This window comes from Shinella sp. BE166 (genome assembly GCF_051201095.1).
In the GTDB taxonomy this organism is placed as follows: Bacteria; Pseudomonadota; Alphaproteobacteria; order Rhizobiales; family Rhizobiaceae; genus Shinella; species Shinella lacus.
Genome location: NZ_JBPEHL010000030.1, coordinates 1 through 26,836 on the forward strand (window position 1 = coordinate 1; position 26,836 = coordinate 26,836).

Here is a 26,836-nt window from a genome sequence, read left to right on the forward strand (position 1 = left end):
CAAGCACGTCAGAAACCGAATGCTGTCGCCCGTTGAGTTCGAAAGGCAGCAGAAAATCTAACCCGAGGGTGTCTACAAAACTCGGGGCTATTCAGCCATTTTGATCAGCGAAAGCGAAGGGACGTCCTGTCGGGCAACGGTGAATGCGCCGAGATTGACGTGAAATCCGTCTTGAAGTTCACACGCGGCACGAGCGGCCATCCTTTCGCGGCTCCAGACCATCTCAGGCAAACTAAGCTCTCGAAGAAATCTGAACCGACGACCCATGAATAGGAAGGAGTAACGCGTCGAGATTTCGTCGGCTTAAAGACATGGACAAGATCAGAGATTGACATGTAGGTCGCCGCCGGCCGCCGGGACCGAGCAACAGATCAAGGCTTCGTCGTCCGTGACAGCGTAGGCAGGGTTCGATTGATAACTGACTTGGCCTTTTAAGATCTTCGTCCTGCAATCCCCACAGTTACCAGCCCGGCACCCGAAAGGCGGGGTCAATCCTCTCAGCTCGGCAAGTTCCAACAGGGTCCCGCCATCCGGCTTCCAGCGAGCCTCCTTTCCCGATTGAGCGAAGATCACCCGGACAGGCTCTGTGGCCGCGGGTACGGCGGGAGCGGCGCGCGGACCTGGTTCTGCCTCACGCTTTAGGCCGGATGGCCCGAAGGCTTCGGCGTGGATCCTGCCATCGGCAATGTTCAGTCGCCGCAAACCGTCATAGATCGCCTGCATGAAGGAAGCAGGCCCGCAGAGATAGAAATTGTAGTCACCAAACGGCAGATGCGCCTTCAGCAACTCCATGTCGATGCGGCCTGCGGCGTCATACCTCTCCACGTCGGCAGATGCGGAACCACTCAGAACCCGGACATCTTGGACGGAGCCCTGCCCGCGCTCGACCAGTTCGGCAATCTCGGCATCAAAAGCCCTCTCTTCAAGCGTGCGCGATGATCTGAACAGCCAAACCGGGCGGCGATGGCGCGTCCTGTCACCCTCACGAACGACGTGGCGCAGCATGGACAGCAGCGGCGTAATGCCAATGCCTGCAGCCAACAACACGGCCGGTCGACTGCGTTCCATCGCATCGATGGTGAAGGCACCGGCCGGCGCCAGGGCCTCAATCTCGTCCCCCTCCCGCATAGCATGTAGAAGTGATGACGCCCTGCCCTCGCGCTTGACGCCCAATCGGTAATAACCATCAGAGGGCGCACTCGACAGTGTGTAGCTACGACGGATGAATTCGCCGCCATCGGCGATCCGGATCGGCAAATGCTGCCCCGCCAGATACGGGATCAGCGCCTCGCCATCCACCGGCGCCAGATGCAGGGAGCGGATTGTTGCGCTTTCGGCAACGATCTGCTCGATGCGGAACCGCCGCCATATCTTCGCCTTGGCGGCCGCCTGAAGGCGCGCCTCCGCCTCCTGCCAGGTGCCGGTCATCATAATGCTTGGCGACATTCCGTCGTCCGCAAATGTCCACCGCAAGGGCAGCGCATCTGGCCGCAACACCACTTGTTCGGGGATGACCCGCCAGAGCCGTTCGGCACCCTCAAAGGCCGCAGTTTCCGGACTATCCAGAATGACCTCGGTTCGGCCAGCAATCTGCAGCGTATCGCCTGTCTCATGATCGATGAACAGCAGGCCAGCGCGCGGATTGACAAGGAAATTGCCGAGCGTGTTGAAGAACAGGTTGCCGTTGAAATCCGGAATGGTAAGCCCGCCGTCCGCGTCGATGCGCACGAAGCCCTGCCGGCCGCCGCGATGGGAGACGTCGACCTGCCGGCCCTCGCCTTCGCGGTCTGTATAGGAGGCCACGAAGAACGTATCGGCCGCCGTTATGATTTGCCGCGCACGGTCGTCCAGCCGGTCCGAAACGAGGGACGCTGACGACGACATTTCGGCCGGATCTCTGACGAACCGGAAATGCCGGTTCTGGATATAGCGCGGGCAGTTCCCGTAGCTGTCGTCGACAGCGACCGAAAACCTATCATTTCCGCTGCGGACGATCCTACCGTTCATTCGGTTGCGGCGTCGCGTGATAAGATCGACGCCAAGCAACCCGACAGGATCACCGTCATCCATACCCTCTTCCGCCGGATCGCCGGGATCGCGGATTGCATTGATCTCCAAGGTCTGCGGATCGGGAGAATGCAGAAAACCCGGTTCGCCACAACGGATCGCCGCCCAGGGAACGCCCTGGTGATCGACGGTTCCGATGGCAATGAATGAGATGAGCGGAAAAAACTCGCGATGTTGGTCGAGCAAGAAATGCCGCACGAATTTGCGCCCGACCCTATCCATTTGCTCGGCAACGCCAGCGCGGCGCTGCAATTCAAGCTCACCCTCGTGCCAGGGAGAAGGGGCTGGAGTGGCCTCCGACAAATCCGATTTTTGAAACATAACGCCTCCTTCTCCAAAGAGGATGCGGCCGGAACGGGCCGGCCGCGCCCACACCGTCAGGCCGCGAGACCGATTGCCGTCTTGGGGAAAGGCACAAAGCCCGGCAGTGCTTCGATGCGGGCAAGCCAATGGCGGACTTCCGGGTGCGGCGTCAGATCGACATTCCCCTCCGGCGCGCCGACGATGTAGCTGTAGAGTGCGACATCGGCGATAGTCGGTCGGTCGCCGACGATGAACCGATGCCGTCCGAGTTCGGCGTTGACGAGACCCAGAATGTGGTGAGCGCGGGCAATCACCTCGTCGGCGCGAAAGTCGGCTTTGAACACCGTGATCAGGCGAGCCGCGGCAGGACCGTAAGCGATCTCGCCAGCAGCGACGGAGAGCCACTTCTGGATAGTCGCGACAGACTGGAGATCATCGGGCAGCCAGTCTTTCCGGCCGAGCTTGGTGGCCAGATAAACGAGGATGGCATTGGAATCAGCGACGATGACACCGTCATCGTCAAGGACCGGAACCTGACCGAACGGATTGAGCTTCAGGAAATCCGGCGCCTTATGAGCACCATTTGCGAGATCCACGTCAACGATGTCTGCCTTGACGCCAAGAAGCGACAGGAACAGGAGAGCGCGATGCGCATGACCGGAAAGTGGGAAATTGTAGAGTTTCATGGAAGGCTCCTTTGAAGTGCTGAACAAAAGCGTCGATGACAGCAAGGAAACTATTGGCATCCGAATTTCTGTAGTAGATTGATATCTGAAAAGGTATCCTCTCGAATTCTGGAATGATCGATGGATCGTCTCGACGCCATGTCCGTGTTCATCGCCGTGGTCGAGGCCGGCAGTCTCTCGGCTGCGTCTCGTGCGCTGCATTCGCCGCTCCCGACCGTCAGCCGCAAGATTTCCGAGCTTGAGGCCCATCTCGGGGTTCGCCTGATCACACGCACCAGCCGCAAGATCCTTTTGACCGAGGCAGGAGAAAGTTATGTGGGAGCCGCCCGCGAAATCCTTGGGCGCGTCGAGGAGGCCGAACGCCGAGCATCAGGTGAATATATTGCCCCACGCGGGGACTTGACGATAACGGCGCCGATCGTCTTCGGCCGCCTGCATGTGCTGCCCGTCGTCACGGATTTCCTAAAGGCGTTTCCCGACATCAATATCCGCCTGACGATGAGCGACAGGTCGGTCAGCCTCGCCGACGAGCAGATCGATGTGGCGCTTCGGATCGGCCATCTGGCAGATAGCAGCCTGATCGCCACCCGCCTCGGCTCGATCCGCACGACCGTTTATGCCAATCCGGATTATCTGAGGCGCAATCCTGGCCCCACCCACCCGCGCGACCTAGCGAACTTGGACTGCATCTCCTTCGAAGGACTGCTGTCAAACCGGTTCTGGACATTCCGTGACGGGCGGCAGGAGATGTCCACGCCTATCCGGTCACGCCTTTCCGTCAACACGGCAGAGGCGGCGGTGGATGCCGCCTCTGCCGGTCTTGGTATCACCCGTGTCATAGCCTATCAGGCACGACGTGCCGTAGAGGCGGGCTTGCTGGCGCCCGTCCTTGAAGACTTCGAGTTGGATCCGTCGCCGGTACAACTCGTACATCTGTCACAAGGCCTGATGCCGCTGAAGCTCAGGACGTTTCTAGATTTTGCCACTCCACGGCTCAGGGCAGTCCTGTCATAGCGGAACAGTTGGTATCGGGGCCCGCAAGCTGCTCGCAACTTGATATCGACCGCCTCAGCCGTGTTCGGCCGCTCCGAAGGCTTCAAGCGCACGGGTCGAATAGACCAGTGCCGCACCCGCATTCATCGCGACCGCCACACTCAACGCCTCGGCCAGTTCCTCGCGGGTGGCGCCAGACTTGAGCGCTTCGGCGCTGTGGATTGCGATGCATCCGTCGCAGCGCGTGGTGACGGCGACGGCAAGGGAGATGAGTTGACGCGTCTTCTCATCCATCTGCTCGGTCTTGCGGCCCGCGCCCGATATCGTGAGGTAGCCTCTCACAATGTCGGGTGACAGTTTTTGCAACTCGCCGACATTTGCCAGAAGGTTCGTACGATTTTCATTCCAGTCCATTTGAGATTTCCTTTTTGGTCGGCCATCGCCAGTGCTGTGACCTGTAGTCGAGGATGTGAATGCGATCTGTGGTCAGCCGAGCATTACCCCCTCGGCCTCGAGCGATGCCCGTACCGTCGGGCGCTCGCCCATGCGCGCCATGAAGCGCCGGATCGCGGGATAGGCCGAAAGATCGACGTTCACGCGGTGCGACCAGGTCAGGATGTTGAAGAGATAGGCGTCGGCAACCGAGAAACCACTCTCCAGCAGATAGTCGTTGCGGGACAAGTGATCGTCCAGATAGGCGAAGCGGGTCGCGAGATTTCCTTCGATGAACCTCAACTTCGAGGCGTCGTCCAGATGGGGGTAGAACAGGTTCGCATAGCCCTTGTGCATGTCGGTCGCGATGTAATTCAGCCATTCCAGGGCTCGATAGCGCTCAGCGGATCCATGCGCCGGCAGGAGCCCGCGATCGGGATTGTGATCGGCGATCCATTGTAGGACGACAGCACCTTCGGTGATCACCTCGCCGTCATCTAGCTTGAGCGCCGGCACAAAACCCTTTGGCGTCACCTCAAAATAGTTTCCCTCGACGGTCGTCTTCGTCTTGAAGTCGACTTTGACGAGATCGAATGTCTGTCCGGCTTCCCGCAGGGCAATCTGCGGGGCAAGCCCACAGGAACCAGTGGCGTAATACAGCTTCATATTCACTCCATGGATAAGACTTCGCGCAGGCGGGATTGCCCGCGCTTTGATTGAATGGGAGATATCTGCAGTTCAGCGTGAAATGGCCTGCGCTATCGGAACAGGGCGTCGAGATCGGCAGCGCTGTGGCGTTCCCGCAGGAATTCGCTAGGCCCTCCGGACGTACGATTGACGATCCTCCCCCGCGCCACGGCAGGGCGGGCAGCAATCGCGCGGTACCAGCGCAAAAGATGCCTGTATTCCTCGACGTTCAGAAACTCATGAGTGTTGTAGACGCCATAAAGACTGCCCGGTTGCCAGGGCCAGACGGCGATGTCGGCGATCGTGTACTGATCGCCGGCCAAGAATTCGTGGCGCGCCAGGTGCGTGTCCAGCACATGTAGCTGACGCTTGACCTCCATCGCGTAGCGGTCGATCGCGTATTCGATCTTGAACGGCGCATAGGCATAGAAGTGGCCGAGGCCACCGCCCACAAAGGGCGCCGTTCCCACCTGCCACATCAACCAGTTGAACGCTTCTGTGCGGGCGCGATGCTCGGTCGGCAGGAAGGCGCCGAATTTCTCCGCGAGATAAACGAGAATCGAGCCGCTCTCGAAGACAGGAGTGGCCGGCTCCGTCGATCGATCGACAAGTGCCGGAATCTTGGAATTGGGATTGATGGCCGTGAACCCGCTTCCAAACTGGTCGCCCTCGAAGATATCGATCAGCCAGGCATCGTACTCGGCGCCGGTATGCCCGGCAGCCAATAGCTCCTCGAGCATGATCGTGATCTTCTGGCCGTTGGGCGTGCCCTGCGAATAGAGCTGCAAAGGGTGCTCGCCAACGGGCAGTGCCTTTTCGTACCTGGCGCCGGACACCGGCCGGTTGCTGGTGCCGAAGACGCCGCCATAAGTCTGTTTCTGAGACCAGACCTTCGGTGGCACGTAACCTGCCGGCAGGTTTTCTTCTGAGGCATTCATGACATTCTCCTTTCGCCCACGATGAGTGGGACGTTCTGAAAAGCTTGTTGGTTGCTGATTTTGAAGGGGGAGCTGCTCGAGCCCTAAGCGGCTGATGTCACGGGCTGCCCGGCCGGACAAAGCTTTCCCATCCGCGCATGTGGTTGATGAAGCGCTCGCTCAGACCACCGTCGCGCAGAAATTGCGCGGTTACCGGCAGTTTTGGGCCCTCGTGCAGCGGGTTGGCTTTGACGAGGAGCGGGAAATCGCGCTCGAGGATGCCGGCGCGGCCGATCAACACGAAATCGCACCCTTCCTCGAGCAGTTCTGCGCTGCGCCGGGCGCTCATGATCTTTCCAGCCGTGCCGACGCGGACACCCCGACGGGGGATTTCGGTGAAGACGCTAAGCATGCGTTTTCCGCGAAACGTTCCCGTCCCGACGATCTGGGCAGAATCCCACAGCGCGAGATCGAGATAGTCGATCAGTTCCCGGTCGAGGATTTCCCAAACGATCTCGCGAAGTTCCTCCAGCAGAAGGCCATAGCGTTCGACCGAAAGGCGCCAGCCGATCTGGAAATCCGGTCCGCAGGCACGCCGGATACCCTCGATGATCTCTATCGTCAGCCGGGCTCGGTTTTCGATGCTGCCACCGTATTTGTCCTTTCGGTCGTTCATCAGCGGCGACAGGAACTCCGACAGGATCCACCCGAATGCGCCATGCGGCGCAACACCGTCGAAACCTGCAAGCTGGGCCCGTTTGGCAGCCGCGATGAAGCTGTCGCGGATCCGCTCGACTGCCTCCGTGGTCAACGCCGAAATCCCGGGCAGCGTCCGGCCAGATGCCGGCGACGGAATACCTCCGAGCCGTGGATTGGCGCGATGACCGGCATGGTGAAGCTGCACCGACGACAATCCGCCGCCCTCGCGGATCGCGGACGCCATCTGTGTCAGGCCCCATAGTTCCGCATCATCTTGGATGCCGAGCTGCCGCTCGTAGGCGATGCCACACCCCTCGACATAGGCCGCCCCGGTATGCACCAGCCCGTAGCCGGACCGAGCGACTTGCCGGATCCAGTCCAAATCGAACTCGGTCGCGGTACCGTCGTGTTCGCTTTGCTGATTGGTGAGCGGTGCAAGCATGAAGCGATTTTGCATCGGCGGCCCGTGCAGAAACGTAAGGGGTTCAAACAAGTGCGAATGCGGCATCGAAAACGTCTCCGGTGGCAGTGTCTTTCGTCGCGACGGCAACGATGGCGACGGCATGTCCCTTGACTATCGAAGTCGACAAGACCGATAAACAAGCCGCATTTCCGAACATTGCGGACAAACTGGATGCCATGAAGATCAGAATGGAAAGCGTGAGTGCGATGTCAGCCTTCGTTCAGGCGGCAGAATTACGCAGCTTCAAGCTAGCAGGTCAGCAGTTTGGACTGTCCTCTTCGGCAATCGGAAAGACCATTGCCAAGCTGGAGGAGCAGCTTGGCGTTCGGCTCTTCCACCGTTCGACGCGCGCGATCAGATTGACCGCGGAAGGCGAGATGTTCTTCGATCGTTGCCGTCACATCCTGTCGCAAATGGAGGCTGCCGAAGCCGAACTTGCACACACGACCGCAGCGCCACGCGGAAGACTTCGCGTGGCTGTTCCCTTTTCTCTCGATCTTCTGACACCGTTGCTGGGCGCATTTTCGGAAAAATATCCGGAGATCGAGCTTGATCTTGATTTCAACGATCGCATGGTCGATGTGATCGATGACGGTTTCGATGCGGTGATCCGATCCGGCGAAGTCACCGATAGTCGTCTCATGCATGTGAAGCTCGGTGAGTTTTCGAACCTTTTGGTGGCCGCCCCAAGCTACATCGCGCGATTTGGAGAGCCGCGCATAGCTTCGGATCTCATCAATCACCGTCTCCTGCACCACCGCTTCTACGACACCGGCAAGCTCGGAGGCTGGGATCCCATCGTTCCGGAGGGGATGGTGCTGCCGGTGACTCTGGCGGCAACGTCGCTTGAGCCATTGATCCGGTTTGCCGAAGCGGGGCATGGGATCGCGTGGCTTCCGGACTTCGCGGTAGCAGCCCGAATCCGTACCGGTGTTCTTCAGGAGGTGCTTCCCGGCTCCCAGAAACGGACACGCGCCTTCCGGCTGCTGTGGCCCCGAAGCAAGACCCCGCCACCAAAACTGTCAGCGTTCGTCAAATTCATGACCGAAGCGATTAGAAATGGATTACACGCAAATTTCGGGTAAGCGGCGATGTCGGCTTATCGATCACACGGCGACCCTCGACAGTTGCTCGACTAAGCCCTTGAAGGGATATGAACCTACAACGTGAGACCCTTACCCCTCGCGAGATTCTCTCGACAATTCATCGACACAAGAGGGCGCAACATCTTATTACAACGCACGGGTTACCCGGAAGCCTCGGCTGAACATGCGATCATTCGTCTTTCCGACCACAGGCGCCGACGCATGGTCATCATTTCAGCAGTCGGCGAGGCCTAGCGTTTCGAGGTTCTTCAAAAGCGCCTGAGCGTACAGACTGTGGTCACCGATTCCATCTTGGGCGGTCGTCCCCGCAGCCGCGCTCCATCACGCACGTCGCCGGCACACTTGCGTCGGCTCTTTTCGCAGCGATCAGGGGGAACGTTGCGACGGATTCGTCATTGTCTATCCGCTGAGGTAGCATGGAGGGACCGATGGCCAAATTCTACTTCAAGATCCAGGATCAGGAAGACGTGTTTCAGCCGGATCGAAGTTTCGAATTTTCCGGGCTGGACGAAGCGGAGAGCGAGGCCAAATTACTCCTGGCGGAAATCGCGTTTGACGGACTCCCTCGGGGCAAGCTCGATTGCCTTGCGGTCGAACTTCAGGACGAAAACCACGTGCCGCTCATCACTGTGCGGCTCGTTATGGAGGTCATTCCCCACGGCGTCCATGAAGCCTAGGTCCGCGGAGAAGATATCTCTTCGATAGTCAGACGCGGCGGAACAAGTTGCAGTGCGAGCTGTTATGCTCAGATCAAAGCGTCTTAACGCACGGCCAAACAAGCGAGCGCCCTATCCGCCTCGGGCGCTCGTTTCCTATTTGTGGATCACCTTCAAACTTCCCACTCGTAATCCGCATAAGTTGAGGTCAATTTCGCGCAAGCTTATTTAGTCAGGTTACACACCCGAACGTATAGGAGGAGGGCGTGGAAATATCTGGCAATGCCGAAGAGCAGATTTCTAGCATTGAACGCGCGGCCTGGAACATTGCAGCTCGACACCTCGCACGCGGTCAAAAGGACCCCGTGCAAATGATTGTGGAAGCGATCAATGAAGAACGGGCGCGCTATATCGAATTATTTCGGTTGGCCGCAGGCGAAACAACCGAAATACCACCACACCTAGCCGACCCCGATTTCGAGCGGTGAAAGCAGCGCGGAACGAAAATCGTCGCCGCTAGGCTTTACCGTTCAAAGTGCGAAGGCTAGGATTCGTTGAAGGACTGGCTCCATCGACAGAACGCTCCGCGTCATCGACGTCTTTTTCGGCCTGAAGCCAATGGCCTAGAGAGCGCCCATCTAGCGACCCCTCCTGCTGCCAGATTTCAAAGGCACGCGCCTTGATGCGCCTGTCGCGTTCGTCGCCCATGGTGTCACCTGAAACCGAGGAAAGACAGCACGACAAGGACGATGACGACTAGGCCGACAATATAGATAATTCGGTTCATGATGGAACTCCATTTGATTGGGAAGACGAACGCCGTTTCCTAGTAGAAGTTCCAATCAATTTCCCGCTGCAAATTCACGACGCGTTCTGCCTAACTCTCAATTCGCTCGCGTGTGGATTTCGCTTCGAAGCGAAAGCGACCGGACAATTGAAGCTTCGACCACAAGAGTCTGCTACGTATCGTCTTTGGATCGACCTCTATTAAACTGCAATCGGTTTCGAGGTGGCGCCTCCACAATTGGTGATTGTATGACCATATTTTCTGTCCGGCATGTCACCACGTATCAGTACAAGAGGCGCGTGGCGTTTGGTGAACATCGACTGCTGTTTCGACCGAGGGATAGTTTCGATCAAACACTCCTGAATTCTCGCCTTTCTGTGGAACCGCAACCAGATCGTATCCGTTGGATTCTCGATGTTTTCGGCAATTGCGTCGCGCTCGTCGGTTTTTCCCAAACCTCGCGTAACCTCCGCTTCGAAACGATCATCCGCCTTGAGCACACGCCGCAGGCGGCGATGGATCTGCAGATCGACGAGAGGGCCCTGACCTATCCTTTTGTCTATGACGCGGAAGAGGCGCCAGATCTGGAAAGTACAATCAAGCGCCATTACCCCGATCCCGATGGCGAGATCGCCAGATGGGCACAGCAGTTTGTGAAGATCGGACAGCCCACTGAAACCGGCCATCTGTTGATGACGATGTGTTACGCGATCCATGAGGGCTTTGCCTATGCCCGGCGCATGGCGCACGGAACGCAGGCGCCGCTCGAGACGCTAAAACTTCGGCACGGCACCTGCCGGGATTTCGCGCTGCTGATGATGGAAGCGGCGAGATCGCTCGGCCTCGCAGCACGCTTCGTCACCGGTTACATCTACGTTCCCGATCGTGACGGCTCAACGACGCTCGGCGGGGGATCAACTCATGCCTGGTGCCAGGTGTATCTGCCCGGCGCGGGTTGGGTGGAGTTCGATCCGACCAACGGCATCGTCGGCAACCGCGACCTCATCCGCGTCGGCGTTGCGCGCGATCCCAGACAGGCCATCCCCCTTTGGGGCAGCTACGACGGCAGAGCCTCCGACTTCGAGAATATGTCCGTGCAGGTTAATGTTACGACCGACGATCAGGATGCCAAACACAATGGATGAGTGGAACTCCCGCGTTTTCCGGGCGTTGCACTCGACAGCCTCGTTGGCAAAACTTCCTCCTCCAAAGGACGCGAACATGAAAATACGTGCTGGGTTTCACGTCGGCTATGAATGCAAGCAGGCGACGCCGATGCTGCTGGTCCTCAACATCCACCCATCACGCCGCCCGGATCTTCTCACGGAACAGGTGCTGAGTTTCGATCGGCCGATCGAGACATGGGATTACATCGATGGCTTCGGCAATGCGTGTAGCCGGATCGTTGCGCCGCCGGGGCTGACCACGATCTCCACGAGGTTCGAAATCTATGACAGTGGACAGCCCGATCCCGTGCCGGAAAATGCCTTCCAGCATGACATCAAGGACTTGCCGGACGACGTTCTGGTCTACCTGCTCGGCAGCCGCTATTGCGATACCGACCATCTAGCGGATTTCGCCTGGGAGACGTTTTCAGCCACTCCGCTCGGCTGGCCGCGGGTACAGGCCATATTAGATTTCGTCCACAACCATATCGCCTTCGATTACCAGAAGGCGGATCCGTTGAGGACTGCCTCCGGCGGATATGCCGACCAGACAGGCGTCTGCCGCGACTTCGCCCATCTCGCGATCACGCTTTGCCGGTGCATGAACATTCCGGCCCGCTATTGCACGGGTTATCTCGGCGACATCGGCGTGCCGATAGACCCAAACCCGATGGATTTCAGCGCTTGGTTCGAAGTCTATCTCGGAGGGCACTGGCATACCGTCGATGCGCGGCACAACACGCCCCGCATCGGCCGTATATTGATGGCAACCGGCCGGGACGCCACCGATGTGGCGCTAACAACCGCCTTCGGACCGGCAATTCTCTCCCGCTTCGAAGTCGTGACAGAAGAGATTTCCCACGCTGCCTAGAAGGGCATTTGAAAATGCGAAGTCGAGAACTGCAGGCGTTGAAGGAGAACGACCCCGGAACAACAGCTTTTCTCAGACGCAAAATCCGACGTCGCTGTGCGGATCCACATCTGGTGACCTCACTTTAAAAAGACTTGCCCATCCAACAGCTTGCGCGCGGTACGCAGGAACGAGCACTCACCGAGCCCGCCCGATGCATCCTTGTCGAGCCGTAGCAGGATGTCCATCTGGCCCGTTGGATGCTCGACGGCGACGGTCTTGACTTCGCCTTCCGGAAGCACCGCCATGGAGGCTGCCGGGCTTTCAGAAAACATGCAGGCCGTCGCCACACTCAGCGCACCGAAAACACCGATGGAGGCATGCACGCGGTGGGGAATGAAGCTGCGGGTCATGATGGCGCCACCGCTGGTCGGCGGGGCGACGAGCGTCATCTTGGGCACGGATTTTTTCGCGACGTCACCGAGGTTCATCAATGGACCGGCTGCAAGCCGGATGCGCTCGACGCGCGCCTTGACCGTTTCGTTCGCTTCCAACTCCTCGCGGCTTTCATAACCCGTCAGTCCGAAATCCGAGGCGCGCATGACGACAACGGGCATGCCGTTGTCGATCAGCGTGCAGGTCACGCCGTCGATCTCGGTCGCGGCCGAACCGGTCGGCAGCAATGCGCCACAACTTGAACCCGCAGCATCGGTGAAGGCAAGGTAGACGGGCGCCGCCGATCCCGGAACGCCATCGATGCGTGCCTCGCCGGCATAGACCGGCCGGCCGTTCTCGGTGCGGATTCGCGCGACGGCGGATTGTGCAGTGTTCTCCATGAATATGCGGATGACGGTCTCACCCTCTTGGGCCTTGACGAGCCCGCGTTCAATTGCAAACGCGCCAATGCCGGCGAGGATGTTACCGCAGTTCTGGCTGTCGCTTACGAGCGCCTGGTCGACGAAGACCTGGAGGAACAGGTAGTCGACGTCGAAATCCGGCCGGGTCGAGGCCCGCACGACTGCTACCTTGCTGGTCAGCGGGTCCGCGCCGCCGATGCCGTCGATCTGGCGCGGATCGGGCGAACCCATGATGCGCAGCAGAAGCCGGTCGCGTTCCGCGGGGTCTGAAGGCAGGTCGTCGGCGAGGAAATAGGCCCCCTTCGACGTGCCACCCCTCATCATCATGCACGCGATGCCATCCGGCGTCATGTCCGTCACTCCTATCGATCTCTATTCAAGTTCAGGGAAGCGGCAGTTCGAGCAGCTTGCCGAACAGCCCATAGGCAATCGCCCAAAAGCCGACACCCGTCGCGATCGCGCGCACGAACGGCCTTTCCCCGGGGAAGAGCAGCGTCGCCACGCCCGTGCCAATACCGAGGCAGAGCGCAAGGCCTATCCAGTTCGCGCTGAGCGCCACGGCAACGAAGAGGCCGAGCAGGCCGGCAACACGCGGCACGTCGATCCTGTCGCTTGAACCACCGAGGTCGATGCCGCGCAGGACCTGCACCAGATAGACCGCCGAGACGATGAGGCCGAAGACGGAGACCTGCATCGGCAATGACCCCGGCCCAACATCGCCGCGCGAATGACCGGCAGGCAGAGCGAGGCTCATGAAGAGGAAGCTCGCATTCCACGCGATGGAAATGCAGGCCGCGACGAGGTTCTGCCAGAAGTGCTTGCGGGTGGCCTCTCCCCCCGGCGCGGGGGAGAGGTGGGAGCCCGGAACAGCCGAAGCCTGGTTCGTCATTGGGCGTATCCGTTCGCTTTCAGGAATTCGAGCTGGTTGGTGAGGTCGCTTTCAGCCCGCTTGGTGAATTCCTCTTCCTTCCAGTCTGGGCTGTCCTGGAACTGCTCGGTCTGGAACTTCTTCCAGTCTGCCGAGGCAGTGACCTTATCGACCGCCGCCTGGATCGATTCGACCACATCGTCGGGCGTTCCAGCCTTCACGGCGATCCCGCGCCAGACCGCGCCTTCGATGTCGTAGCCCTGCTCCTTGAAGGTCGGCGTATCGGGCAGGAATTCGCTGCGCTTGTCGGTGGAAACGCCGAGCAGTTTGATCTCTCCATTCTTGACCTGGGCAAGGCCGGTCGATGGCGTCATCATCGCGGCGTCGATATGTTTGCCGAGCAACGCAAGTGTCACCTTGCCGGAGGCGTCATGCGGGATCCAGCCGCTCTCGAAGCCGCCCGACTTCATCAGCTGGTAGAGCATATACTGGTGGAAGCCGCCGGGCGCATGGCCGCCGACCTTCTGCCCGCTCGGGTTTTCCTTCATGTATTTCACGAAGTCGTCGACGGACTTGAACTGGCTGTCGGACAATACCGCCAGCGAGGATGGCTCCGACTGCATGGCACGCAGCATGCGGAAGTCCTTGAGCTCGAAGGGAATGAGGCCCTGGGCGATTCCGAAAGTCAGCGTTCCCGTGAAGACGAGGATGTTGTAGCCGTCCGCCGGCTGGGTCATGATCTGCGAAACGCCGACCGCACCGCTGCCGCCCGGCCGGTTGTCGACCTTGACGCTCCAGCCGGATTCCTTTTCCAGAAGCTCGGCGAGCTTGCGGCCATAGGTATCGAGCGCTCCCCCGGCACCCGCCCAGACCACAAGTGTCACGGACTTTTCCGGAAAACCGGCCGCCATGGCCGGGGCCGGCAAAGCGACGCTTGAAAGGGCGAGCGCCAGTCCCAGGGCTGCCCCCGCCACGCGCGTGCCGAACGTTCTTCTGTTGATGGTCATATGTCTTCTCCTCCTGTTGAACTTTTGATCAGCGGGCAGTGCCGTTCGCCGTTTCGTCGACATCGACCTGCCGCACGCGGCGCTTCTGGAGCCGCCGCCATAGCGGCGTCAGCAGGCTGACGAGGCTGAGGACGAGGAACAACAGGCTGACCGGATCGGTGATGAAAATCATGTAGTCGCCCTGCGAGGAAACCAGCGCTGTGCGGTAATTGGATTCCACGAGATAGCCGAGCACCATTGCGAGAATGATGGGCGCGACGGGGAAGCGCAGCTTCTTCATGAGATACCCGACGACGCCGAAACCAAGCATCAGGTAGACGTCGAACATCAGGTTGCGGATGGCGAAGGCGCCGAGCACGGCAAAGGCCATGATGCCGACCGCGATCACCGCATCCGGCAGGCGCATCACCCGCGCCATCAGCGGCAGGAACAGCGAGCCCGCGGCATATTGCACGAGCGACGCGATAATCGTGCCGAAGAGGATCGCATAGACCAGCGAGGGCGCTTCGGTGAAGAGCTGCGGGCCGGGATGTAGGCCATGCATGATGAGCGCGCCAACCATGATGGCGGTCGTCGGCGAGCCCGGCACGCCAAGTGCGAGAAGCGGAACGAGCGCCCCGCCGACGGTCGCGTTGTTGGAGGCTTCGGGCGCGGCGATGCCGTTTGCAGAGCCATGGCCGAATTCTTCGGGACGGCGATCGCGGGCCCGCGCATAATCGCGGGCGACCCAACAGGCGATATTGCCTCCAACGCCGGGCAGGATGCCGAGCAGCGTGCCAATGACCGAACCAGACAGCATGGAGCGCCAGGTTTCCTTCCACAGCGCGCCGGACATGAAGACATGGCCGACCTTGTCCTTGATGACAGGTGCGGCCGCCACACGGTTCTCGATCATCACCAGCGCTTCCGACACAGCGAAAAGGCCGATAAGAGCGGCAAGGAACGGCACGCCTTCATAAAGCTCGAACAGGCCGAAGGTGAAGCGCGGCGTGCCGGCAATGGGGTCGATGCCGATCGTCGCGAGTGCGAGACCGAAGGCCGCGCAGACAAGCCCCTTGACCAGCGAGCCGCCGGAAAGTGCCGCGACAGACGTGAGCCCGAAAATGCCGACGGCAAAATATCCCGCTGGGCCGAATTTGAGGGCGAGCGAGGCCAGCGGCATGGCCAGCAGCAGCAGGGCAAGGCCACCGAAGACGCCGCCGACGGTCGATGCGGTGAGCGAAATCGAGATCGCCTCGTTCGCCTTGCCTTTACGGGCCATGGCGTAGCCGTCGATGGCGGTGGCGGCGGCGGCGGCCGTACCGGGCGTCGAGAGCAGGATCGCGCTGATCGAACCGCCATACTCGGCCGAGGTATAGAGCGAGATCATCATCAGCATGCTGAGCTCGGGGCCGAGATTGTAGGTGAAGGGAATGAGCAGGCTCAACCCGATCGATGGGCCGAGGCCCGGAAGCGCGCCGATGACGATGCCAAGCAATGCACCGATAATGAGGACCGCCAGGCCCGAAAAGGAGAAGATGACGCCGAGCGACTGGATAATACCATCCATGTCAGAGGTCCTTTGCCAGGCGGCGTGCCAGCACGGGCACGAAACCGCGATATCCGTCCGTCACGGCAAGGCCCTGATCCTTCATCGCCGCGTGGGCGCTGGCGATCGTCTCGCAGGCGGCCCGCGACATGGAAGCCTTCAGCCCGAACAACTCGACGGTTTCGGCCGCTTCTGTCATTTCGGTCACGCGACGCGCGCCGTGTTCGAAGGTTCGCGACAGGTAGTAGTCCGCGATCTGCCGCCAGTCGAGCCCCGGAAAGGTTTCCCCAACGGAATCGAGGATGCGTTCGGTGACGCCAGCCCGCTCCGCCGACGACAGCGCCTCGATCAGCAGCGCTTCGACACCCTTGATCATCACCGAGCGGATCATCTTCAGCGAGGAGGCCTGGCCGGGCGTGTCGCCGACGGCCTCGAGATTCATCCCGAGCGCATTCAGCCGCTCGGCCGCCTCACCCGCCCGCTTTCCGGCTACCAGGATCGGCACCTTTTCCGCATAGGGTGGCACCCGAGCCATCACGGCACCTTCGACGAAGCTGCCCTTGCCGGTCTCGATTTCCTTTGCGGCAAGCGCCTTGGTATCGGGACCCACGGAGTTGAGATCGATGAAGATCGCGTTTGCCGAAAGATAGGGAGCGGCCGAGGCTGCAACGGCCTTGGTCGCCGCGCCGACCACGAGCGACAGCACGACATCCGCCGAAGCGATATCCGCAATGTCGTCGAGCGGCTGCACGCCCCTTTCGGATGCGATACCGCGCAGGCCAGCCGAGGTTGTCGGGTCTCGGAAGCGCAGGTCGTAGGCGGCAAGCCGCGCCGCGTTGCGGTTGTTGAGGCCGCCGGCGATGGATTGTGCTGCCTCGCCGAAGCCGATGAAAGCAATCGTGGTCATTCGTCCTCCCGTGCGGAAAAGGTTCCTCCACCTTCCCCGGCTTTCGATCAATCGATGTAGGTCAGCCCCTTGGCGGCAAGCGCCTCGCGCATCTTGTAGATGTCGAGACCCAGCTCGCCCGCGGCGAGCCGCTCGCGGGTCTGCCGCTCCTTTTCCATCCGCGCCTTGGATGCCTGCAGTGCGGCTTCCGCCTCGGTCTTCGGCACGACCATCACGCCATCGTCATCCGCAACGATGACGTCGCCGGGCGCGATACTGGCACCGGCACAAACGATCGGGACGTTGACGGAGCCGAGCGTCGCCTTGACCGTGCCCTGCGCGGAGACGAAACGCGACCAGACGGGAAAGCCCATCTCCTCGAGTTCCGCGACGTCGCGAACGCCCGCTTCGATCACCAGGCCACGCACGCCACGCACCTTGAGCGATGTCGCGAGCAGTTCACCGAAATAGCCGGCATCACACAGTGAGGTGGGAGCGACGACGAGAATGTCGCCCTCCTGGCATTGCTCCACCGCCACATGCAGCATCCAGTTGTCCGCCGGCGGGATCGAGACCGTCACCGCCGTACCGGCCACGCGGGCGCCATGCCAGATCGGCCGCATATAGGATTGCAGCAGGCCGACGCGGCCCATGGCTTCATGTACAGTTGCCGTGCCGCATTCCGCCAGCGCATCGACGACGTTAAGCGGCGGCCGCACGATGTTCCGGTGCACGACATTCATGCCAGCGCTCCATGGCCGAGCGTCCCGGTGACGTGCGGGAAGACCGCCTCATAGGCCTCGCCATAGGTGACCTTGTAGTCGGAGTTGCGCGCGGCCTGCACACCGCGCTGCAGGGCCACGCGGGTATAATATTCCCAAAGATGTTCCTGGCCCTCCATGCACTTGATAGCGGCAAACTTCTTCTCCCAGACGTCAGTGATGTCGAGAAGGAAATTGGGCTTCCAGTTGCATTGTTCCGGCTGGTGCGGCTCGAAGAGGTAAACCGGTGGAGCACCGACCACGGGCACATCCGGTCGGTGGCCATGCGCCTGCGCGATGACCCGTGCATGCTGCGCGAACTCGGTCGCCATCGGGTGGTCGAAGTTGTAGGGGTCTTGGCGGGAATGGGTCAGCATGAATTCCGGGCGGATCTCGCGATAGAGATCGACCAGCCGGTCAAATGCTTCCGACGTGATCTGCATGGGATAGTCGCCCAGATCGTAGAACTGGATGTCGTGGACGCCGAGGGCCCTGGCGGCGTTTTCTGCCTCGCGCTTGCGGTCAGCCTTCACGGCCTCCAACGTCATGCCGGGCTTACGCCACAGCTTGGCGGATTCGCCGCGTTCGCCGAACGACAGACATACGACGGTGACGTTGTAACCCTGCTTTGCGTGGGCCGCGATCGCGCCGCCAGCCCTCCAGACGAAGTCGGCGGAATGGGCGCTGACAACGAGTCCGGTTTTCTGATGCATAATCATGCTCCTCCATTTTCGAGGGTCACACTCGCACCGATCGGGTTCCCGGCGCTAATACGAAAGCCGTTGCTTGTTATAGTTTTTTGCGAATCAGCTTACGATACCAGCATGATCACGACCGACCTCAATCTTCGCCACCTGCGCGCCTTCATGCAGGTCTGCGAGACGGGCAGCCTCAACCGGGCGGCCGCGGAGCTGAATGTTTCGCAGCCCTCTATCTCTGTGGCGCTGGCTGGAATCGAAATGCGTTTCGGCGCGAAGCTTCTCGCCCGCTATGCCGCTGGCAGCCAGCCGACAACCGCCGGCGAAGTGCTCCTGGCGCGCTTGCGGCGCATGGAGGAACAGTTCGCCTCTGCGCTCGGCCAGGCGCTAGGTGCCAGTTCGCAGCGCGACCCCGCGCTGATCTCCAAGACCCTCGCCCGCATCAGCTTTCGCCAGATCGAGGCGCTGATCGCGCTCGCCGGCAGCGGCTCGATCGCCGAGGCGGCACGCGCCGGCGGCAGCTCAGCAGCGGCGCTGCACAGAACGCTCCACGAATTACAGGCCAATGTCGGAAAAGCGATTCTGGTTCGCAGCCCAAGCGGCGTGGCGCCGAACACTCTCGGTCGCCGCCTCGCCATGCGTTGGCAGGTCGCTCTCACCGAGCTGGAACAAGCGGGCGACGAGCTGAAGGAACTGGAAGGCCGCATGGAGGGAAGGATCAAGATCGCGAGCCTGCCGCTTGCCCGCACTTTGCTCTTGGCTCGCGCAATCAATCCGCTTTTGGCGGCCCATCCAAATGCCCGGATCGAAGTAATGGATGGTTCTTACGAACTGTTGTCCCAGCAGTTGCGTGTCGGGGCGAGCGATATTCTCATAGGTGCACTGCGCTCGGGTAGCGATCTGGCGGGCTTGCGAACGGAAGGGTTGTTCGACGATCCCTATGCGATCGTCGGTCGGGCGGGGCACCCGCTTCTTTCGCACCGCAGAGGCGCATCGCTCGATGACCTCGCGCGGCAGGAATGGGTAGCTCAGCGGCCGGGAACTCCCATTCGCGCCGCCTTCGACACCCTGTTCGAGAAATGCCCCACTTCGCCCCGCGCCAGCATCGAGACGAGCTCGCTCATCCTTACCCGCGCCATCATCCTGGAAAGCGACCGCCTGTCGATGCTTTCCCGCCGTCAGATCGCCATCGAGGAACGCGAAGGCCTGTTGACCTGTGTGGCCGTTGCGCAGGATGTGCGTGAGCGTCTCGGCACGCGCACCATCGGCATCACAGTACGCGAAAACTGGCTGCCGAGCAGGCTACAATCCACTTTCCTTGATCACATCCGCATGGCAGCGTCGCCCTAGAACGCTGCCATGCTTTCCTGGCTCGATCGCGAATGCCAACGGGGCCTAACGACGAGTGCCGGTCTTCACCCTACGACTTAATTACCGAACCGGCCTGGTCACAAGACAGTACGAGTACTACTTACCTGCGGCCTGCGCGGCGTACATATAGCTGTCATAGCTGTATTCTGCGACGCGGAACCACTCGAACGATTCGTCGCGGAACTTCTTCCAGCTCGGATAGATCTTCGCCCAGGCCGGGTGCTTCTCGCTATATTCGGCATAGAGCTCGAAGGTCGCCTTGTAGGCGGCGTCCATCACGTCGCGCGGCATCGGGCGAAGGTTGACGCCCTTGCCGACCAGCGAGCGGATCGCGGTCGTGTTCTTCACGTCGTAGAGCGCCTGCATGTTGATGTTGGCAGCCTTGCAGGCGGTGTCGAGCGCGACCTTGTAGGCTTCCGGCAGTGCCTCGTACTGGGCCTTGTTGATGAAGAAGTGGATCGTCAAACCGCCTTCCCAATAGGCAGGGTAATAGTAGTAGGGAGCGATCTGGTAGAAGCCGAGGCGTTCGTCGTCATAGGGACCGACCCATTCGGCGGCATCGATCGTGCCGCGTTCGAGCGCCGGGTAGATGTCACCACCCGGAAGCTGCTGCGGCACGACGCCGAGGCGCGACATGACTTCGCCAGCGACACCTGCAATGCGCATCTTGATGCCCTTCAGGTCGTCGAGCGACTTGATTTCATTGCGAAACCAGCCGCCCATCTGGGCGCCTGTGCCGCCGCCCGGCTTGCCGACGATGCCGTATTCCGACAGGAATTCGTCATAAAGCTCGTTGCCGCCGCCATGGTAGAGCCAGGCATTCTGCTGGCGGGCATTGAGGCCGAAGGGGATGGTTGAGCCGATCGCGAAGGTCGGGTTCTTGCCGGTAAAATAGTAGCCGCAGGTATGGGCGATTTCCACGGTGTTGCTCTGCACCGCATCTATCGCCTGCGGGCCTGGCACCAGTTCTCCGGCCTGGAAGACCTGGATCTGGAACTTGCCCTCGGTAATCTTCGACAGCGCTTCCGCCATGACGACCGCGCCGCCATAGATTGTGTCGAGGTTGTTCGGGAAGCCAGATGTCAGGCGCCATTTCAGGGTCGGCAGTTCCTGGGCGATTGCGGGTGCCGCGAGCGATGCGCCGGCGACCGCTGCGGCGCCGCCGAGCGCGCCCTTGGTCAGAAAGTTGCGGCGGTTCAGAATGTCAGTCATCGTTTCCTCCTCAGGTGGCTGCGTGGACCGGCCGGCACGGATGTCCGATCGGACCGTTGGTTTGGGTTAGTTGGACTGGGCAGGCTGGCCGAAGCTTGGCTGCGGCGAACCGAATTCGGGCGTCTCGGTTCCGAAGGACGGCGTCGAACTGTCGTCGGACGATTCAGGTGCACCGAAAGGCTGTGTCGGCGTTCCGAACGGGTTTTCACCCTCGGCGCCCGGCATCGGCACGTTGAGCTGGATGGTTGCTGGGTCGACCGCGGTCGCGCCGGACTTGTAGTGGGTGACGAGGCCCGGGAACGCCACGACGACAGCGACCATGAACAGCTGGATTCCGAGGAACGGCAGGGCGCCCATGTAGATCTGGCCCGAGGTCACCGGCTGGATCGTCGTCCCGGTCACCCTGTCCTTATAGGCCCGGTTGGGTGCGACGGAGCGCAGGTAGAACAACGAGAAGCCGAAGGGCGGATGCATGAACGAGGTCTGCATGTTGATCGCCAGCATCACGCCGAACCAGATGAGGTCAATGCCGAGCGCATCGGCAACCGGCGCCAGAAGCGGGATGATGATGAAGGCCAGCTCGAAATAATCGAGGAAGAAGGCAAGGAAGAAGACCAGCAAGTTGGCGACGATGAGGAAACCAATTTCCCCGCCAGGGATCGAAGTCATCAGATGCTCGACCCAGATATGGCCGTCGACGCCGTAAAAGGTCAGCGAGAAGACGCGAGCGCCGAGCAAGATAAAGATGACGAAGGACGAGAGTTTTGCCGTGGCGTAGAGCGCCGACTTCATCATCGAGAGGTCGAGACGCCGGTTGCCCGCAGCCAGAATGAGTGCGCCAACCGCCCCCATCGCGCCGCCTTCTGTGGGTGTCGCAACGCCGATGAAGATCGTGCCGAGCACCAGGAATATCAGCACGAGCGGTGGCACGAGCGACGTGACCACCTTGCGGGCGAGCTTCCAGCCGCGCAGCGTGCGGGCCTCCGGCGGCAGCGCCGGGACGCTGGCGGGGTGCAGGTAGGACATGAGAATAATATAGCCGGCATAGATCCCGACGAGCAGCAGGCCGGGCACCAGTGCGCCCTTGTACATGTCGCCGACCGAGCGGCCGAGCTGGTCAGCAAGGATGATCAGCACGAGGCTCGGCGGGATGATCTGGGCGAGCGTTCCCGACGCCGCGATCGTCCCGGCCGCTACGCGCCGGTCATAGCCATAGCGCAGCATGATCGGCAGTGAGATCAGGCCCATAGAGATGACCGAGGCCGCGACAACGCCGGTGGTGGCTGCGAGAATGGCACCAACAAAGATGACCGCGAAGGCAAGACCGCCACGGATCGGGCCGAAGAGCTGGCCGATCGTATCGAGCAGATCCTCGGCCATGCCACTTCGTTCGAGGATCAATCCCATGAAGGTGAAGAAGGGAATTGCGAGCAGCGTTTCATTCGACATCTGCCCGAAGATACGGTCGGGCACGGCGCCGAAGAGGTTGATCGGTAGAAGGCCCATTTCGATGCCGATGAAGCCGAAGACGAAGCCGACGAAGGCGAGTGCGAAAGCGACAGGATAGCCCATCAGCAGCACGACGATCAGCGACAGAAACATGATGGGCGCGAGATTTTCCGCGAAGAAAGCAAACATGGGATCAGGTTCCTGGCGTTAGAGCGTCTGGGCTTCAGCGTCAGCAAGTGCCGTCGCGTCGGGCATGTCGCCCCGCAGGATCGCGATGCGCTTGATGAGCTCGGAGACGCCTTGCAGCGTCAGCAGGCCGAAACCGATGGGGATCAGCGCCCAGACCGGCCAGAGAAGCAGGCCGCCGGTGTTGTTCGACACCTCGCCACTCAGGAACTTCGACACCACTATCGGCCAAGAGAGGTAGATCGTGATCAGGCAGAAGGGGAACAGAAAGAAGATCGTACCGAGGATCTCCACCCAGAGCTGGGCTTTCCGCGGCATGTGGCCATAGATGAGATCGACCTTCACATGCTCGCTGCTGAGCAGCGTGTAAGCGGCGGCAATCAGGAAGACGGCGGAAAAGAGGTACCACTGCGCTTCCAGCCACGCGTTGGAGCTCAGGTTAAAGAGTTTGCGCGTGACGGCGTTGACAGCACTGATCAGCACCGCGGCCAGCAACAACCACGACACCGATTTTCCAATAAAGGTGTTGAGCGCGTCGATGGCGCGCGACAGCGACAAAAGGCCGGACATGATGAATTCCTCCCCAGCCGGCACCTCTTTGCCGACCGTCGCGGAAGTCGTATGGCGTCCTTATTGGGGGAACAAGACGGGCGGGATCGCCAAATAAAACCGCCTACCCAGTAGTGGGTAGGCGCAGATCTCAGCCGTCGGACAGACTAAAACCATTGTCGATCGCATAGCGAATGAGGCCGGCGGTCGTTGAAATTCCAAGCTTCTTCTTGATGTTCTTGCGATGTGTTTCGACCGTGGCCTCTGAAAGCGAAAGCGATTGGGCGATGTCGCGGTTGCTCTTGCCGGATGCCAGCAGCATCAGCACGTCGTGCTCGCGGGTGGTGAGCGGGTTGGCGGGCTCGCTCGGTCGGCGTTCGAGGAGAACGTCGGAAACGCCGGACGAGAAATAGGTCCGCCCTGCCGCGACGGTCTCGATCGCCGTGACGATCTCGTCGGTCGAGACGTCCTTGAGGATATAGCCGGAGGCGCCATGCAGGACGGAGGCCGAGATATATTCGCGGCTGTCATGCATGGAAAGCATCACGATGCGACAATGCGGCAACTTCACCTTGAACAATTCGATGGCGTCGATGCCGCTGAGCTTCGGCATGTTGATATCGATGAGCACCACCGCCGGATTGGTCTTCACCGCGACCTCCAGCCCGGTCAGCGCCAATCCCGCCGTGCCGACCACCTCGATATGCGGAAAAGTTTCGAGCACGGCGCGCAGGCCGTCGAGAACCAGCGGGTGGTTGTCGATGAGCACAACCTTGATCGGCTTGGTCTCGCTCACGCGGCTTCAGCCCGTTTATCCGCATCCGCATTTGCCGAGAGCGGCAGCATGGCGGTCAATACGGTACCCTCTGATGTACTCTTGACCAACAGCACGCCGCCGAAATGCGCCATGCGCTCCTGCATGTTGCGCAGGCCGAGGCCGTTCTGGTGCCCGTCCCTGGTCCTGCCCACACTGTCCTCAAAGCCGTTTCCATCGTCGGTGACTGTCATACGCGCTCGTCCGCGGGCGTTCCAGAGCCTGATCTGCACGTCGCGGGCACCGGAATGACGTTCTATATTGTTCAAGGCTTCCTGCGCCACCCGGTAGAGCGCGGTGCTCGCCTCGGGCTTCAGCCTGTCCTTGCCAGGATCGGCTTCCAGCACGGTACGAATGCCAGTTCGTTCGGAAAAATGGCTGCTGAGGGCCGTTAGCGCAGCGGTAAGACCAAGGTCGTCCAGTGCGGGTGGCCGCAGGTCGTGCGACAGCCGGCGAACCTCCTTGATAGCGCCGTTGAGTGCGTCCACCCCCTTTTCGATGGCGCTGGAGGCGTCGTCGGTGTGGTTGCGGACCTTACGGCTGGCAAGGTCGATGGCATAGCGCACGCCGACAAGGTTTTGCGATATGCCGTCGTGCAGTTCCCGGGCGAGCCTCGTGCGCTCCTCTTCCTGGGTGTTGATGATGCGTTGCGTCAAGGCTTTCAGCTTGCCGTCCGCCAAGCGCCGCTCACGCAGTGTGACGAGCATGCAGGTGGCAAAGACCACCATCACGGCAGGTACGGCGATGAGTGCGACGACCAGAAAGGTATGGCCGATCTTTTCCCGCAGGTCGGCCTTCGCCGCCGCCGTCTGGGCGAAAACATCATCAAGATAGACGCCTGTTCCCAGCATCCACTGCCACTTATCAAGACCCATTGCGAAGGACAGCTTGTCGGCCATTGTCCCGGACGAGGGCTTTTCCCACTTGTACTGATAGAGCCCGCCGCCTTCCTTCGCCTTCTGGATCAGATTGGCAATCACCTGGTTGCCGTCGGGGTCGGTCAGGTCCATCCAATTGTGCCCCGGCCGAAAGGTCTGGCGCGGGTGGACGACGTTGTTACCATCGTAGTCATAGACGAAGAAATAACCGTCTTTGCCGTAATCGAGCGACGTTAGAATGCCACGAACGCGATCCTTAGCCTCTTCGTCATTGGCATCCGCCGAAGCATAGACCTCCTCGATCGCCGAGCGGGCAAGGTTGGTAAGGTTGAGCAGTTCGGTCTCTTTCGCCTTCAGCATATTGCGTTCGAACGTGTCGATGCTGCTCTGGGCAAGGCTCGTCGCCTGCCAAGTGATGAAGGCAGTAATGGTGAGGATCGCGATGACGAGCGGCACTACCGCAAGCGCGACGATCTGATGACGAAGGTTCACAGCACCCTCCAAATGCAATTTTTAGAATGCAAAGCTAAAGCGAGCCAAGGCTTCACGCCAGTCCCTCGTCTGATGTAGCAGAACGGGCCTTGGAAAAACTTGGATGCCTGACAATCTCGCCTTCTGGCTCTTTAGTGGCATCGAACCACCGACAACTAATTTAACCGCCTGATAAAGCGCCAGGTCGAAAGAAACGGGCCAGTGCAGAACGTCGGCGGCGTCCTGCCGGCCTTGCGGTAGGCGGCGATGACAGTGTTGGCCATCAGCATGGCGATGGTCATCGGGCCGACGCCGCCCGGAACCGGCGTGATGGCGCCGGCGACCTTGGCGCATTCCTCGAAGGCGACGTCGCCGACCATGCGCGACTTGCCCTCGCCCTTCTCCGGTGCGGCAATGCGGTTGATGCCGACGTCGATGACGGTGGCGCCCGGCTTCACCCAGTCGGCCTTCACCATTTCCGGACGGCCGACGGCGGCAACCAGGATATCGGCATTGCGGCAGACGGCGGCGAGGTCCCTGGTGCGCGAATGGGCGGTCGTCACCGTGGCGTTGGCGGCGAGCAGCAGGGCCGACATCGGCTTGCCGAACAGGTTCGAACGGCCGATCACCACGGCATTGAGGCCGGAGAGATCGTTGCCGTGCGTGCGGCGCACGAAGACCATGGCGCCGGCCGGCGTGCAGGAGACGAGGCCGCCATCGAGATCGCCGGTCGCGAGCTTGCCGGCATTGACGACATGCAGGCCGTCGACGTCCTTTTCCAGCCTGATCGACTGGATGATCGGCTCGGAATTCAGGTGCTTGGGCAGGGGCAGCTGCACGAGGATGCCGTGAACGCTTTCGTCGGCGTTCAGCGTCTCGACGAGGCGGGCGAGCTCTTCCTGCGTCGTCTCCTCCGGCAGCGTGTGCTGGATGGAGGTGAAGCCGCATTCCTTGGCCATTCGGCTCTTGGAGGAGACATAGGCGTGGCTTGCCGGGTCGTTGCCGACGATGACGACGGCAAGGCCGGGCTTCACGCCGGCATCCTTCTCCAGGGCGGCGGTCGCCGACTGCACGCTCTTAATCACGGAAGCGGCAACCTGCTTCCCATCGACGATCTCGACCACGGTCACCCCATGCGCTCGGAAGCGTAGGAGCCGGGGCTCGGCGGGAAGACGATGGTCTTGTTGCCGTTCATGAAGACGCGGTGATGGATATGGGCGTGCACGGCGCGGGCAAGAACCTGGCTCTCCACGTCGCGGCCGATCGAGACATAATCCTCCGCCGACTGCGCATGTGTGATGCGCGCGACGTCCTGCTCGATGATCGGACCTTCGTCGAGATCCTCGGTAACGTAGTGCGCCGTCGCACCGATCAGCTTCACGCCGCGCTCGAAGGCCTGCTTGTAGGGGTTGGCCCCCTTGAACGACGGCAGGAACGAGTGGTGGATGTTGATGATGCGGCCCGACATCTTCTTGCACACCGCATCCGA

28 protein-coding genes are annotated in these 26,836 nt (G+C 60.8%); 7 read left to right on the top strand and 21 right to left on the bottom strand.

Annotated features, from left to right (window positions below):
* Nucleotides 1-321: 321 nt before the first annotated feature.
* Entirely contained in the window at nucleotides 322-2,388 is a 2,067-nt protein-coding gene (locus tag J2Y63_RS33380; RefSeq protein WP_435269533.1) for a 2Fe-2S iron-sulfur cluster-binding protein, read from the bottom strand.
* A 56-nt stretch (nucleotides 2,389-2,444) separates the two neighbouring features.
* A complete protein-coding gene (locus tag J2Y63_RS33385; RefSeq protein WP_435269534.1) occupies nucleotides 2,445-3,056 on the bottom strand; it encodes a glutathione S-transferase family protein in 612 nt (203 codons plus the stop codon).
* 120 nt (nucleotides 3,057-3,176) lie between these two features.
* On the opposite strand from J2Y63_RS33385, the gene J2Y63_RS33390 reads away from it, so the two are divergent.
* Nucleotides 3,177-4,070, top strand: coding sequence for a LysR family transcriptional regulator (locus J2Y63_RS33390; RefSeq protein ID WP_435269535.1), 894 nt, complete (start codon nucleotides 3,177-3,179; stop codon nucleotides 4,068-4,070).
* 54 nt (nucleotides 4,071-4,124) lie between these two features.
* On the opposite strand, the gene J2Y63_RS33395 is transcribed toward J2Y63_RS33390, so the two are convergent.
* From J2Y63_RS33395 to J2Y63_RS33410, 4 genes are all read right to left on the bottom strand, one after another.
* Nucleotides 4,125-4,463 (bottom strand): carboxymuconolactone decarboxylase family protein, encoded by a 339-nt coding sequence (locus J2Y63_RS33395; protein WP_256115366.1) that lies wholly within the window; start codon nucleotides 4,461-4,463, stop codon nucleotides 4,125-4,127.
* A gap of 72 nt (nucleotides 4,464-4,535) precedes the next feature.
* Entirely contained in the window at nucleotides 4,536-5,147 is a 612-nt protein-coding gene (gene gstA, locus J2Y63_RS33400; protein WP_435269536.1) for a glutathione transferase GstA, read from the bottom strand.
* A 92-nt stretch (nucleotides 5,148-5,239) separates the two neighbouring features.
* On the bottom strand, nucleotides 5,240-6,106 hold the full coding sequence (yghU, locus tag J2Y63_RS33405) for a glutathione-dependent disulfide-bond oxidoreductase (RefSeq protein ID WP_435269537.1): 867 nt from the start codon (nucleotides 6,104-6,106) through the stop codon (nucleotides 5,240-5,242).
* Between the two features lie 97 nt (nucleotides 6,107-6,203).
* Nucleotides 6,204-7,292 carry an NADH:flavin oxidoreductase gene (locus tag J2Y63_RS33410; RefSeq protein ID WP_435269538.1) on the bottom strand — a complete coding sequence of 363 codons (1,089 nt, stop codon included), beginning with the start codon at nucleotides 7,290-7,292 and terminating at the stop codon, nucleotides 6,204-6,206.
* 62 nt (nucleotides 7,293-7,354) lie between these two features.
* On the opposite strand from J2Y63_RS33410, the gene J2Y63_RS33415 reads away from it, so the two are divergent.
* From J2Y63_RS33415 to J2Y63_RS33425, 3 genes are all read left to right on the top strand, one after another.
* The gene (locus J2Y63_RS33415; RefSeq protein ID WP_435269539.1) at nucleotides 7,355-8,332 is read left to right on the top strand and encodes a LysR family transcriptional regulator; all 978 of its coding nucleotides are present in this window, start codon (nucleotides 7,355-7,357) and stop codon (nucleotides 8,330-8,332) included.
* 449 nt (nucleotides 8,333-8,781) lie between these two features.
* Nucleotides 8,782-9,030, top strand: a complete 249-nt coding sequence (locus J2Y63_RS33420; RefSeq protein WP_435269540.1) for a DUF6894 family protein — start codon at nucleotides 8,782-8,784, stop codon at nucleotides 9,028-9,030.
* A gap of 245 nt (nucleotides 9,031-9,275) precedes the next feature.
* Nucleotides 9,276-9,497 carry a hypothetical protein gene (locus J2Y63_RS33425; protein WP_256115373.1) on the top strand — a complete coding sequence of 74 codons (222 nt, stop codon included), beginning with the start codon at nucleotides 9,276-9,278 and terminating at the stop codon, nucleotides 9,495-9,497.
* 28 nt (nucleotides 9,498-9,525) lie between these two features.
* On the opposite strand, the gene J2Y63_RS33430 is transcribed toward J2Y63_RS33425, so the two are convergent.
* A complete protein-coding gene (locus tag J2Y63_RS33430) occupies nucleotides 9,526-9,717 on the bottom strand; it encodes a DUF2934 domain-containing protein (protein WP_369431621.1) in 192 nt (63 codons plus the stop codon).
* A gap of 327 nt (nucleotides 9,718-10,044) precedes the next feature.
* Here J2Y63_RS33430 and J2Y63_RS33435 point away from each other — a divergent pair, with 327 nt between their 5' ends.
* Both J2Y63_RS33435 and J2Y63_RS33440 read left to right on the top strand, forming a co-directional pair.
* Complete coding sequence (locus tag J2Y63_RS33435; protein ID WP_435269541.1) at nucleotides 10,045-10,941, top strand: transglutaminase family protein; 897 nt, start codon at nucleotides 10,045-10,047, stop codon at nucleotides 10,939-10,941.
* Nucleotides 10,942-11,017: 76 nt separating this feature from the next.
* Nucleotides 11,018-11,833, top strand: coding sequence for a transglutaminase-like domain-containing protein (locus J2Y63_RS33440; protein WP_256115376.1), 816 nt, complete (start codon nucleotides 11,018-11,020; stop codon nucleotides 11,831-11,833).
* Between the two features lie 119 nt (nucleotides 11,834-11,952).
* Here J2Y63_RS33440 and J2Y63_RS33445 read toward each other — a convergent pair whose 3' ends face one another.
* The 7 genes from J2Y63_RS33445 to J2Y63_RS33475 are packed head-to-tail and all read right to left on the bottom strand — an operon-like array spanning nucleotide 11,953 to nucleotide 18,432.
* Nucleotides 11,953-13,020: a 4-oxalomesaconate tautomerase gene (locus J2Y63_RS33445; protein ID WP_435269542.1), complete on the bottom strand. Its 1,068-nt coding sequence runs from the start codon at nucleotides 13,018-13,020 to the stop codon at nucleotides 11,953-11,955.
* A gap of 31 nt (nucleotides 13,021-13,051) precedes the next feature.
* Nucleotides 13,052-13,558, bottom strand: a complete 507-nt coding sequence (locus J2Y63_RS33450; RefSeq protein WP_256115378.1) for a tripartite tricarboxylate transporter TctB family protein — start codon at nucleotides 13,556-13,558, stop codon at nucleotides 13,052-13,054.
* A complete protein-coding gene (locus J2Y63_RS33455) occupies nucleotides 13,555-14,544 on the bottom strand; it encodes a tripartite tricarboxylate transporter substrate binding protein (protein ID WP_256115379.1) in 990 nt (329 codons plus the stop codon). Before J2Y63_RS33455 ends, J2Y63_RS33450 begins: the two co-directional genes overlap by 4 nt.
* 28 nt (nucleotides 14,545-14,572) lie before the next feature.
* Entirely contained in the window at nucleotides 14,573-16,093 is a 1,521-nt protein-coding gene (locus J2Y63_RS33460) for a tripartite tricarboxylate transporter permease (RefSeq protein ID WP_256115380.1), read from the bottom strand.
* Nucleotide 16,094: 1 nt separating this feature from the next.
* Nucleotides 16,095-16,979, bottom strand: coding sequence for an NAD(P)-dependent oxidoreductase (locus J2Y63_RS33465; protein WP_256115381.1), 885 nt, complete (start codon nucleotides 16,977-16,979; stop codon nucleotides 16,095-16,097).
* 47 nt (nucleotides 16,980-17,026) lie between these two features.
* Nucleotides 17,027-17,701: a 4-carboxy-4-hydroxy-2-oxoadipate aldolase/oxaloacetate decarboxylase gene (locus tag J2Y63_RS33470; RefSeq protein ID WP_435269543.1), complete on the bottom strand. Its 675-nt coding sequence runs from the start codon at nucleotides 17,699-17,701 to the stop codon at nucleotides 17,027-17,029.
* Nucleotides 17,698-18,432, bottom strand: coding sequence for a PIG-L deacetylase family protein (locus J2Y63_RS33475; protein WP_435269544.1), 735 nt, complete (start codon nucleotides 18,430-18,432; stop codon nucleotides 17,698-17,700). The genes J2Y63_RS33470 and J2Y63_RS33475 overlap by 4 nt, the downstream gene beginning before the upstream one ends.
* 111 nt (nucleotides 18,433-18,543) lie before the next feature.
* On the opposite strand from J2Y63_RS33475, the gene J2Y63_RS33480 reads away from it, so the two are divergent.
* A complete protein-coding gene (locus tag J2Y63_RS33480; RefSeq protein WP_256115386.1) occupies nucleotides 18,544-19,767 on the top strand; it encodes a LysR substrate-binding domain-containing protein in 1,224 nt (407 codons plus the stop codon).
* A 117-nt stretch (nucleotides 19,768-19,884) separates the two neighbouring features.
* Here J2Y63_RS33480 and J2Y63_RS33485 read toward each other — a convergent pair whose 3' ends face one another.
* The 7 genes from J2Y63_RS33485 to J2Y63_RS33515 all read right to left on the bottom strand — a co-directional run.
* Nucleotides 19,885-21,000: a TRAP transporter substrate-binding protein gene (locus J2Y63_RS33485; RefSeq protein WP_256115387.1), complete on the bottom strand. Its 1,116-nt coding sequence runs from the start codon at nucleotides 20,998-21,000 to the stop codon at nucleotides 19,885-19,887.
* Nucleotides 21,001-21,066: 66 nt separating this feature from the next.
* Entirely contained in the window at nucleotides 21,067-22,638 is a 1,572-nt protein-coding gene (locus tag J2Y63_RS33490) for a TRAP transporter large permease (protein ID WP_435269545.1), read from the bottom strand.
* An 18-nt stretch (nucleotides 22,639-22,656) separates the two neighbouring features.
* Complete coding sequence (locus J2Y63_RS33495) at nucleotides 22,657-23,205, bottom strand: TRAP transporter small permease subunit (protein ID WP_435269546.1); 549 nt, start codon at nucleotides 23,203-23,205, stop codon at nucleotides 22,657-22,659.
* A 130-nt stretch (nucleotides 23,206-23,335) separates the two neighbouring features.
* Nucleotides 23,336-23,980, bottom strand: coding sequence for a response regulator (locus tag J2Y63_RS33500; protein ID WP_435269547.1), 645 nt, complete (start codon nucleotides 23,978-23,980; stop codon nucleotides 23,336-23,338).
* Entirely contained in the window at nucleotides 23,977-25,368 is a 1,392-nt protein-coding gene (locus J2Y63_RS33505; protein WP_256115392.1) for a cache domain-containing protein, read from the bottom strand. Before J2Y63_RS33505 ends, J2Y63_RS33500 begins: the two co-directional genes overlap by 4 nt.
* A 155-nt stretch (nucleotides 25,369-25,523) precedes the next feature.
* Nucleotides 25,524-26,471 carry a bifunctional methylenetetrahydrofolate dehydrogenase/methenyltetrahydrofolate cyclohydrolase FolD gene (gene folD / locus J2Y63_RS33510; protein ID WP_435269548.1) on the bottom strand — a complete coding sequence of 316 codons (948 nt, stop codon included), beginning with the start codon at nucleotides 26,469-26,471 and terminating at the stop codon, nucleotides 25,524-25,526.
* Between the two features lie 2 nt (nucleotides 26,472-26,473).
* Nucleotides 26,474-26,836 (bottom strand): formyltransferase family protein (locus tag J2Y63_RS33515; protein ID WP_435268380.1); only part of this gene is annotated, 363 nt, incomplete at its 5' end.

Coding starts and splice junctions, on each gene's coding strand:
- J2Y63_RS33490 (WP_435269545.1), bottom strand. CDS start 22,638: ATGTTTGCTTTCTTCGCGGAAAATCTCGCGCCCATCATGTTTCTGTCG.
- J2Y63_RS33420 (WP_435269540.1), top strand. CDS start 8,782: ATGGCCAAATTCTACTTCAAGATCCAGGATCAGGAAGACGTGTTTCAG.
- J2Y63_RS33390 (WP_435269535.1), top strand. CDS start 3,177: ATGGATCGTCTCGACGCCATGTCCGTGTTCATCGCCGTGGTCGAGGCC.
- J2Y63_RS33495 (WP_435269546.1), bottom strand. CDS start 23,205: ATGTCCGGCCTTTTGTCGCTGTCGCGCGCCATCGACGCGCTCAACACC.
- J2Y63_RS33480 (WP_256115386.1), top strand. CDS start 18,544: ATGATCACGACCGACCTCAATCTTCGCCACCTGCGCGCCTTCATGCAG.
- J2Y63_RS33445 (WP_435269542.1), bottom strand. CDS start 13,020: ATGACGCCGGATGGCATCGCGTGCATGATGATGAGGGGTGGCACGTCG.
- J2Y63_RS33435 (WP_435269541.1), top strand. CDS start 10,045: ATGACCATATTTTCTGTCCGGCATGTCACCACGTATCAGTACAAGAGG.
- J2Y63_RS33395 (WP_256115366.1), bottom strand. CDS start 4,463: ATGGACTGGAATGAAAATCGTACGAACCTTCTGGCAAATGTCGGCGAG.
- J2Y63_RS33475 (WP_435269544.1), bottom strand. CDS start 18,432: ATGCATCAGAAAACCGGACTCGTTGTCAGCGCCCATTCCGCCGACTTC.
- J2Y63_RS33465 (WP_256115381.1), bottom strand. CDS start 16,979: ATGACCACGATTGCTTTCATCGGCTTCGGCGAGGCAGCACAATCCATC.
- J2Y63_RS33440 (WP_256115376.1), top strand. CDS start 11,018: ATGAAAATACGTGCTGGGTTTCACGTCGGCTATGAATGCAAGCAGGCG.
- J2Y63_RS33455 (WP_256115379.1), bottom strand. CDS start 14,544: ATGACCATCAACAGAAGAACGTTCGGCACGCGCGTGGCGGGGGCAGCC.
- J2Y63_RS33430 (WP_369431621.1), bottom strand. CDS start 9,717: ATGGGCGACGAACGCGACAGGCGCATCAAGGCGCGTGCCTTTGAAATC.
- J2Y63_RS33410 (WP_435269538.1), bottom strand. CDS start 7,292: ATGCCGCATTCGCACTTGTTTGAACCCCTTACGTTTCTGCACGGGCCG.
- yghU (WP_435269537.1), bottom strand. CDS start 6,106: ATGAATGCCTCAGAAGAAAACCTGCCGGCAGGTTACGTGCCACCGAAG.
- J2Y63_RS33450 (WP_256115378.1), bottom strand. CDS start 13,558: ATGACGAACCAGGCTTCGGCTGTTCCGGGCTCCCACCTCTCCCCCGCG.
- gstA (WP_435269536.1), bottom strand. CDS start 5,147: ATGAAGCTGTATTACGCCACTGGTTCCTGTGGGCTTGCCCCGCAGATT.
- J2Y63_RS33385 (WP_435269534.1), bottom strand. CDS start 3,056: ATGAAACTCTACAATTTCCCACTTTCCGGTCATGCGCATCGCGCTCTC.
- J2Y63_RS33470 (WP_435269543.1), bottom strand. CDS start 17,701: ATGAATGTCGTGCACCGGAACATCGTGCGGCCGCCGCTTAACGTCGTC.
- J2Y63_RS33460 (WP_256115380.1), bottom strand. CDS start 16,093: ATGGATGGTATTATCCAGTCGCTCGGCGTCATCTTCTCCTTTTCGGGC.
- J2Y63_RS33380 (WP_435269533.1), bottom strand. CDS start 2,388: ATGTTTCAAAAATCGGATTTGTCGGAGGCCACTCCAGCCCCTTCTCCC.
- J2Y63_RS33485 (WP_256115387.1), bottom strand. CDS start 21,000: ATGACTGACATTCTGAACCGCCGCAACTTTCTGACCAAGGGCGCGCTC.